The 6,845-nt window shown below is 69.8% G+C and carries 6 protein-coding genes; 3 read left to right on the top strand and 3 right to left on the bottom strand.

Annotation, left to right across the window (positions count from 1 at the left end):
• On the bottom strand, positions 1 to 321 hold a 321-nt coding region (locus C665_RS17465; RefSeq protein WP_004324581.1), incomplete at its 3' end, for a PsiF family protein.
• Positions 322 to 447: 126 nt separating this feature from the next.
• Here C665_RS17465 and C665_RS17460 point away from each other — a divergent pair.
• The 3 genes from C665_RS17460 to C665_RS17450 all read left to right on the top strand — a co-directional run bounded on the left by C665_RS17460 (position 448) and on the right by C665_RS17450 (position 5,294).
• Entirely contained in the window at positions 448 to 861 is a 414-nt protein-coding gene (locus C665_RS17460; protein ID WP_004324580.1) for a YqaA family protein, read from the top strand.
• A 79-nt stretch (positions 862 to 940) separates the two neighbouring features.
• The gene (locus tag C665_RS17455) at positions 941 to 1,291 is read left to right on the top strand and encodes a RidA family protein (RefSeq protein WP_004324579.1); all 351 of its coding nucleotides are present in this window, start codon (positions 941 to 943) and stop codon (positions 1,289 to 1,291) included.
• A gap of 124 nt (positions 1,292 to 1,415) precedes the next feature.
• On the top strand, positions 1,416 to 5,294 hold the full coding sequence (locus C665_RS17450) for a DUF3683 domain-containing protein (protein ID WP_004324577.1): 3,879 nt from the start codon (positions 1,416 to 1,418) through the stop codon (positions 5,292 to 5,294).
• A gap of 193 nt (positions 5,295 to 5,487) precedes the next feature.
• Here the strand turns inward: C665_RS17450 and C665_RS17445 are convergent, their stop codons facing one another.
• Both C665_RS17445 and C665_RS17440 read right to left on the bottom strand, forming a co-directional pair.
• Positions 5,488 to 6,279: an NAD-dependent deacylase gene (locus C665_RS17445; RefSeq protein ID WP_004324575.1), complete on the bottom strand. Its 792-nt coding sequence runs from the start codon at positions 6,277 to 6,279 to the stop codon at positions 5,488 to 5,490.
• Positions 6,276 to 6,845: molybdopterin dinucleotide binding domain-containing protein (locus C665_RS17440; protein ID WP_004324574.1), on the bottom strand; the 570-nt coding region annotated here is incomplete at its 5' end. The genes C665_RS17440 and C665_RS17445, both read right to left, overlap by 4 nt.

Raw genomic sequence — 6,845 nt, 5'->3', positions numbered from 1 at the left:
CGCCGCGGCCGCCGGTGCGACGGCCGGGGCCGCTGCCGGCACCATAGCCGGTGCCGCAACGGGCGCTGCAGCCGGGACGCCGGCCGCGCTGCCGGAGGCGAGAGCAGGCGCGGCACCCGGAGCACTCGCAGCGGCAGCCTCGTGCTTGCCGCTCAGGCAGGTGCTCATGAAGGCCTTGCGCGCATCGCCCCCGAGCGCCTGCGTCTTCGCTTCGGCATTGCAACGCTTCATGCGTTCGTGCTGGGGATTGGCCCATGCCTGCGCGGGGGTCAGCGCCGCGAGCACGAGAACGACGCCGGTGGCGCCGAGAATTCGCTTCATGATCTTGTCTCCTCGTCCGGTTCTACGCAAAATGCGTAACACGATTTTGCATATGACATACATCGGCGTCAATGCACATCGCATTGCCACCGAGACGCATGCGGCTCCCCGCCGGCGCCCGCACCGATGCTGAACGAGGACCCCACGCTCCTCGCGGGCCTCGCCGCGTCCGCCTTCCTGGCCGCGACCCTGCTGCCGGGCGGCTCCGAAGCGGTATTCGCCGCGCTGCTGGCGCTGCGCCCGGAACTGACGCCGGCAGCGCTGCTCGTCGCCACCGCGGCCAACACCGCGGGCGGCATGAGCACCTACGCGCTCGGCCGCCTGCTGCCCCGCAAGGAATCCGGCGCGCATGCACGCACGCTGCTGCGCTGGGGCAGCCTCGCCCTGCTGCTGTCCTGGGTGCCGCTGATCGGCGACGCGCTGTGCGCTGCCGCGGGTGCGCTGCGCCTGAACGCCTTCGCCTGCCTGGCGTGGATGGCGCTCGGAAAGGGCCTGCGCTACGCGGCGATCGCCTGGGCATTGCCGTCCGCCGGCGCCTGAGCCCGCCGCGCACGCCGACCCGCGCCGCGCCGCCGCCCTCGCCTATACTCGCCCCCTGCCCTCGCAACGGAGCCCCCCCATGTCCGCCATCGAACGCCACGGCGTCACCGCCCGCTATGCCGACGCCGTCATCCACGCCGGCGTCCTGCACCTGGTCGAGGTCCCCGCGAGCAGCGCCGGATCGATCGAAGCCCAGACACGCGAGGTGCTGGAGTCCGTCGGCCGCCAGCTCGCCAAGCTCGGCAGCGACCCCGCGCGCATCGTGATGGCCACCATCTACCTCGTCGACATGGCCGACTACGCCGGCATGAACGCGGTGTGGGATGCCTGGGTTCCGCCCGGCAGCGCCCCGGCACGCGCCTGCGTCCAGGTCGCCGGGCTCGCCGACCCGGGCTGGCGGATCGAGATCGCGCTCACCGCCGCGCGCTGAAGCTCGCCGCACCAGGCGACGGAGGCCGAATCCCTGCTGGCCTTAAGGTCTTGATTTTTGCTGCATGGTGCACTGCGGTTCGCTAGAATGGACCGCTTCCCTGCAGCCGCTTCCGGGTAGTCCAATGAGCCAACGCCTGCGCGAGATTCCGTACAACTACACCTCGTTTTCCGACCGCGAGATCGTCATCCGGCTGCTCGGGGCCGAGGCCTGGGCGGTGCTCGACCAGCTCCGCACCGAACGCGTCACCGGCCGCTCGGCGCGGATGCTCTACGAGGTCCTCGGCGACATCTGGGTGGTGCGCCGCAACCCCTACCTCGAGGACGACCTCCTCACCTCGCGCGAGCGCCGCGACGCGCTGATCGGCGCGCTCGACCACCGCCTCAACGAGATCGACAAACGCCGCCAGGGCAACGACCACGTCACCCTGCTGGTGGCGCGTGCGCGCGAGGCGGTGTCCAACTTCGAGCGCTGGTTCGACGACACCGCGCGCCGCCGCAAGGCGGTGCTCAAGGCGCTGGCCAGGCACACCCGGCGCGACAACATCTGCTTCGACGGTCACGCCCGCGTCTCCCACGTCACCGACGCCACCGACTGGCGGGTCGAGTATCCCTTCGTGGTGCTCTACCCCGACACGGAGGAGGAGATGGCGCCGCTGGTGCGCGAGTGCATCGCGCTCGGCCTGACCATCATCCCGCGCGGCGGCGGCACGGGCTACACCGGTGGCGCGGTGCCGCTCGATGCCAGCTCGGTCGTCATCAACACCGAGAAGCTGCTCGCCATGAGCGCGGTCGAGCCCACCGTGCTGCCGGGCATCGACGGCGCGATGGCCGAGCCCTACCCCACCATCCGCACCGGCGCCGGCGTGGTCACCGAGCGCGTCTCCGAGGCGGCGGCGCTCGCCGGCCGCGTGTTCGCGGTCGACCCGACCTCGGCGAGCGCCTCCTGCATCGGCGGCAACATCGCCATGAACGCCGGCGGCAAGAAGGCCGTGCTGTGGGGCACCGCGCTCGACAACCTGGCGTGGTGGAAGATGGTCACGCCCGACGGCAACTGGCTCGAGGTCGAGCGCCTCGACCACAACTTCGGCAAGATCCACGAGCAGGAGACCGTCCGCTTCCGCCTGCGCCGCTTCGACGGGCTGACCAACGCCGCGCTTGGCGAGGAGATCCTCGCCATGCCGGGCGCCGCCTGCCGCAAGGTCGGCCTCGGCAAGGACGTCACCGACAAGTTCCTCGGCGGCGTGCCGGGCGTGCAGAAGGAAGGCACCGACGGCCTCATCGTGGCCGCACGCTGGGTGCTGCACAAGATGCCGCCGGTCACCCGCACGGTGTGCCTGGAGTTCTTCGGCCAGGTGCGCGAGGCGGTGCCGGCGATCGTCGAGATCACCGATTTCTTCAAGCCGGGCGGCGCCGGCCACGCCGCGGGCGTGCAGCTCGCCGGCCTCGAGCACCTCGACGAGCGCTACGTCAAGGCGGTCGGCTACGCCACCAAGGCGCGTCGCCACGGCCGCCCCAAGATGGTGCTGATCGGCGACATCGTCGGCCACGACGAGGACGCGGTGATGAAGGCCGCCTCCGAGGTCGTGCGCATGACCAACGCGCGCGGTTCGGAGGGCTTCATCGCGGTCAGCCCCGAGCAGCGCAAGCGCTTCTGGCTGGAGCGCAGTCGCACCGCGGCGATCTCGCGCCACACCAACGCCTTCAAGATCAACGAGGACGTGGTCATCCCGCTGCCGCGCATGGGCGAGTACTGCGACGGCATCGAGCGCATCAACATCGAGCTCTCGCTGCAGAACAAGATCGCGCTCTGCGACCGCCTCGCCGAGTTCCTGCAGGGCGAGCTGCCGCTCGAGATCAAGGACGAGGGCCTCGACCGCGAGGCGCTGGTCTCCGACCACCGCGCCCAGGCCCTCGAGCAGGTCGCCGGCGTGCGCCGGCGCTGGCAGTGGCTGCTGGACAAGCTCGACCTCGCGCTCGCCGAGGCCGAGCCGCAGTTCGCCGCCTATGGCGTCCAGGCCGGCGAGCTCTCCAACCGCGCCGCCAGCCCGACCCTGTTCCATCGCCTGCAGGACTACTCGATCCGCGTGTCGTGGAAGGAGGAGCTGCGCCCGCTGCTCGAGCAGACCTTCGACGGGGCCCTGTTCGCCCCCATCCTCGCCCGCATCGCCGAGATCCACCGCGAGGTGCTGCGCGGCCGCGTCTTCGTCGCCCTGCACATGCACGCCGGCGACGGCAACGTGCACACCAACCTGCCGGTCAACTCCGACCACTACGAGATGCTGCAGACCGCCAACCGCGCGGTCGACCGCATCATGGCGCTGGCACGCAGCCTGGACGGGGTCATCTCCGGCGAGCACGGCATCGGTATCACCAAGCTCGACTATCTCACCGACGACGAGATGGCGAACTTCTGGAGCTACAAGGAAAAGGTCGACCCCGAAGGCCGCTTCAACCGCGGCAAGCTGATGCGCAAGGGGCCGATCCGCGGCAACCTCGACAACGCCTACACCCCCAGCTTCAACCTGATGGGCCACGAGTCGCTGATCATGGAGCAGACCGATGTCGGCGAGATCGCCCACGACATCAAGGACTGCCTGCGCTGCGGCAAGTGCAAGCCGGTGTGTTCCACGCACGTGCCGCGCGCCAACCTGCTGTACAGCCCGCGCAACAAGATCCTCTCCACCTCGCTGCTGATCGAGGCCTTCCTGTACGAGGAACAGACCCGGCGCGGCGTGTCGCTGGCGCACTGGGCCGAGTTCGAGGACGTGGCCGACCACTGCACGATCTGCCACAAGTGCGAGAAGCCCTGTCCGGTGGACATCGACTTCGGCGACGTGTCGATCAAGATGCGCAACCTGCTGCGCAAGCAGGGCAAGAAGTCGTTCAATCCGGGCAAGGCGGCGGCGATGGCCTTCCTGACCATCAAGGACCCGACCACGATCAAGGCCATCCGCACCGGCATGATCGACTGGGGCTACAAGGCGCAGCGCTTCGCCCACGAGCTGGGCAAGAAGTTCGGCCTCGTCCAGCCGCAGGTGAAGGCGCCCCCGGCCACGCTCGGCAAGGCCCCGATCAAGGCCCAGGTGATCCACTTCATCAACAAGCCGATGCCCGGCAACCTGCCCAAGCGCACCAGCCGCGCGCTGCTCGACATCGAGGACGACAAGGTCATCCCGGTGATCCGCGACCCGCACAAGGCCAACGGCGAGTCCGAGGCGGTGTTCTACTTCCCGGGCTGCGGCTCCGAGCGCCTGTTCAGCCAGGTCGGGCTGGCCACCCAGGCCATGCTCTACCACGTCGGCGCGCACACCGTGCTGCCGCCGGGCTACCTGTGCTGCGGTTACCCGCAGACCGCCGCCGGCGAGGAGGAGAAGGGCCAGAAGATCACCACCGACAACCGCGTGCTATTCCACCGCGTGGCCAACACGCTCAACTACCTCGACATCAAGACCGTCATCGTGTCCTGCGGCACCTGCATGGACCAGCTGCAGAAGTACGAATTCGAGAAGATCTTCCCCGGCTGCCGCCTGCTCGACATCCACGAGTATCTGATGGAGAAGGGCGTGAAACTCGAGGGCGTGGGCGGCGTGAAGTACATGTACCACGAGCCCTGCCACACACCGATGAAGCAGTACCAGGGCATCAAGGTGGCCAACGAGCTGATGGGCACGCGCGTCGACCTGTCCGACCGCTGCTGCGGCGAATCCGGCACGCTCGCGGTGGCCCGCCCCGACATCTCCACCCAGGTGCGCTTCCGCAAGCAGGAAGAGATCGAGAAGGGCGCGGCCAAGCTGCGCGAGGGCGACCCGAACGCGAAGATCAAGATGCTGACCTCGTGTCCGAGCTGCCTGCAGGGCATGCACCGCTACGCCGACGACGCCGGCGGCATCGAGCCCGACTACATCGTGGTCGAGCTGGCCAGGCACCTGCTCGGCGAAAACTGGCTGCCGGACTACGTGGCGAAGGCGAACAGCGGAGGGATCGAGCGGGTGTTGCTGTAAGCGGGGAGATCCTCCACGCGGCGCCCCGAACGGAAGCGCGGCGTTGGAGGAGCGTCAGGTCGAGGCTTGCGCCGCGCCTACGCCCCACCCCGGGCGCCGCGATTCTTGCAGGAGCGACGCGAGTCGCGATCCTTTCCGAGGCCCGCTCCACCCTCGGTCGGGCCTGCCCCTGGCGGAAACGGCCCCGTTTCCTTCACCAACCCCTGTCTTCCGCCGGATCCGCCGGATGCATCCGCCACCACAGCTCGGGCAGGGCCTCGGCGGCGCACATGCGCAGGCGGTGGTCGACGAACTGGCTGACCTGGGTGTCGCCGGGGTTGATCTCCACCGTGGGTGTGCCCTCGCGCGCCGCCCACAGCACCGGGCCGGCGATGTAGGGGAAGACGCTGGTGGTGCCGATCGACACCACCGCGTCCATGCCCTGCGACAGCACGCTCTCCAGGCGCTCGATCGCGAGCTCGGGCAGCGCCTCGCCGAACAGCACCACGTCCGGGCGCAGGATGCCGCCGCAACGCGGGCATTCGGGCGGGATGGAGAGGCCGGCGTAGTCCTCCACCCGGCGCCCCTGCCCGCAGGACATGCAGTGCAGCCGATGCACGGTGCCGTGGATCTCGATGACGTTGCGCGAACCGGCGGCGCGGTGCAGGCCGTCGACGTTCTGGGTGAGCACGCACACCAGCGCCTTCTCCTGCTCGAGTGCGGCGATCAGGCGGTGGGCGGCGTTGGGCTTCGCACCGCGGCAGCTGGCCTCGATCTGGGCGATGTAGCGCCAGGCGATCTCGGGCCGGGTCGCCATCATCTCGCCCGACAAGGCCTCCTCGATGGTGAGGCCCTCCTCGGTGAGGCGGTCGTGGTAGAGGCCGCCGATGCCGCGATAGGTGGGAAGGCCCGAATCGACCGAGATGCCGGCGCCGGTGACGAAGAGGATGCGCTGCGCGCGCGCGAGGATGTCCGCCACCGCGTCGAGGGTCGTACTCGGGCTCATGCGGGCTCCACCTCCACCAGGCAGTCGTAGAAGGTCGGCCCGCCGCCCATGTCGGTGGGGCGCGCGGCGATGACCGCGTTGGCGTTGTGGCCGCCTTCGCACAGTTTGGGCCACCACACCGAGGGGCTGCACACCACGCCGGGGCGCACGTCGGTGGTGACCACCGCACGCGCGATGAAGTCACCGCGGTCGTTGTGGATGCGCAGGCGCATGCCCTCCACGACGCCGCGCGCGACGGCGTCCTCGGGGTGGATCTCGAGCTTCGGCCCGCCCTCGTCGGCGAGAAAGCGCGCCTGGTTGGCGAAGGTGGAATTGAGGAAGTTGCGCGCCGGCGGGGTGATCAGCGCGAGCGGATAGCGCGCACCCAGCGCCGGGTTGCTGGGCACCGACTCGGCGGGCGGATGCCAGGCCGGCAAAGGGTCGAGGCCCTCGTGCGCGAGCGAGGCGGAGAAGAACTCGCACTTGCCCGAAGGCGTGCGGAAGCCACCGTCGGCGAAGGGCGCGTGGCCCGCGGGCAGCGCGAGCCGCGCCCAGCCCCGCGCCTGCAGGCCCTCGGCGAGGCCCGC

The sequence above is a fragment of the Thauera aminoaromatica S2 genome, from assembly GCF_000310185.1.
In the GTDB taxonomy this organism is placed as follows: domain Bacteria; phylum Pseudomonadota; class Gammaproteobacteria; order Burkholderiales; family Rhodocyclaceae; genus Thauera; species Thauera aminoaromatica.
Note: the sequence above shows the minus strand (reverse complement) of the source record. Positions and strands in the feature narration are given on the sequence as shown.

Coding starts and splice junctions, on each gene's coding strand:
- C665_RS17460 (WP_004324580.1), top strand. CDS start 448: ATGCTGAACGAGGACCCCACGCTCCTCGCGGGCCTCGCCGCGTCCGCC.
- C665_RS17455 (WP_004324579.1), top strand. CDS start 941: ATGTCCGCCATCGAACGCCACGGCGTCACCGCCCGCTATGCCGACGCC.
- C665_RS17450 (WP_004324577.1), top strand. CDS start 1,416: ATGAGCCAACGCCTGCGCGAGATTCCGTACAACTACACCTCGTTTTCC.
- C665_RS17445 (WP_004324575.1), bottom strand. CDS start 6,279: ATGAGCCCGAGTACGACCCTCGACGCGGTGGCGGACATCCTCGCGCGC.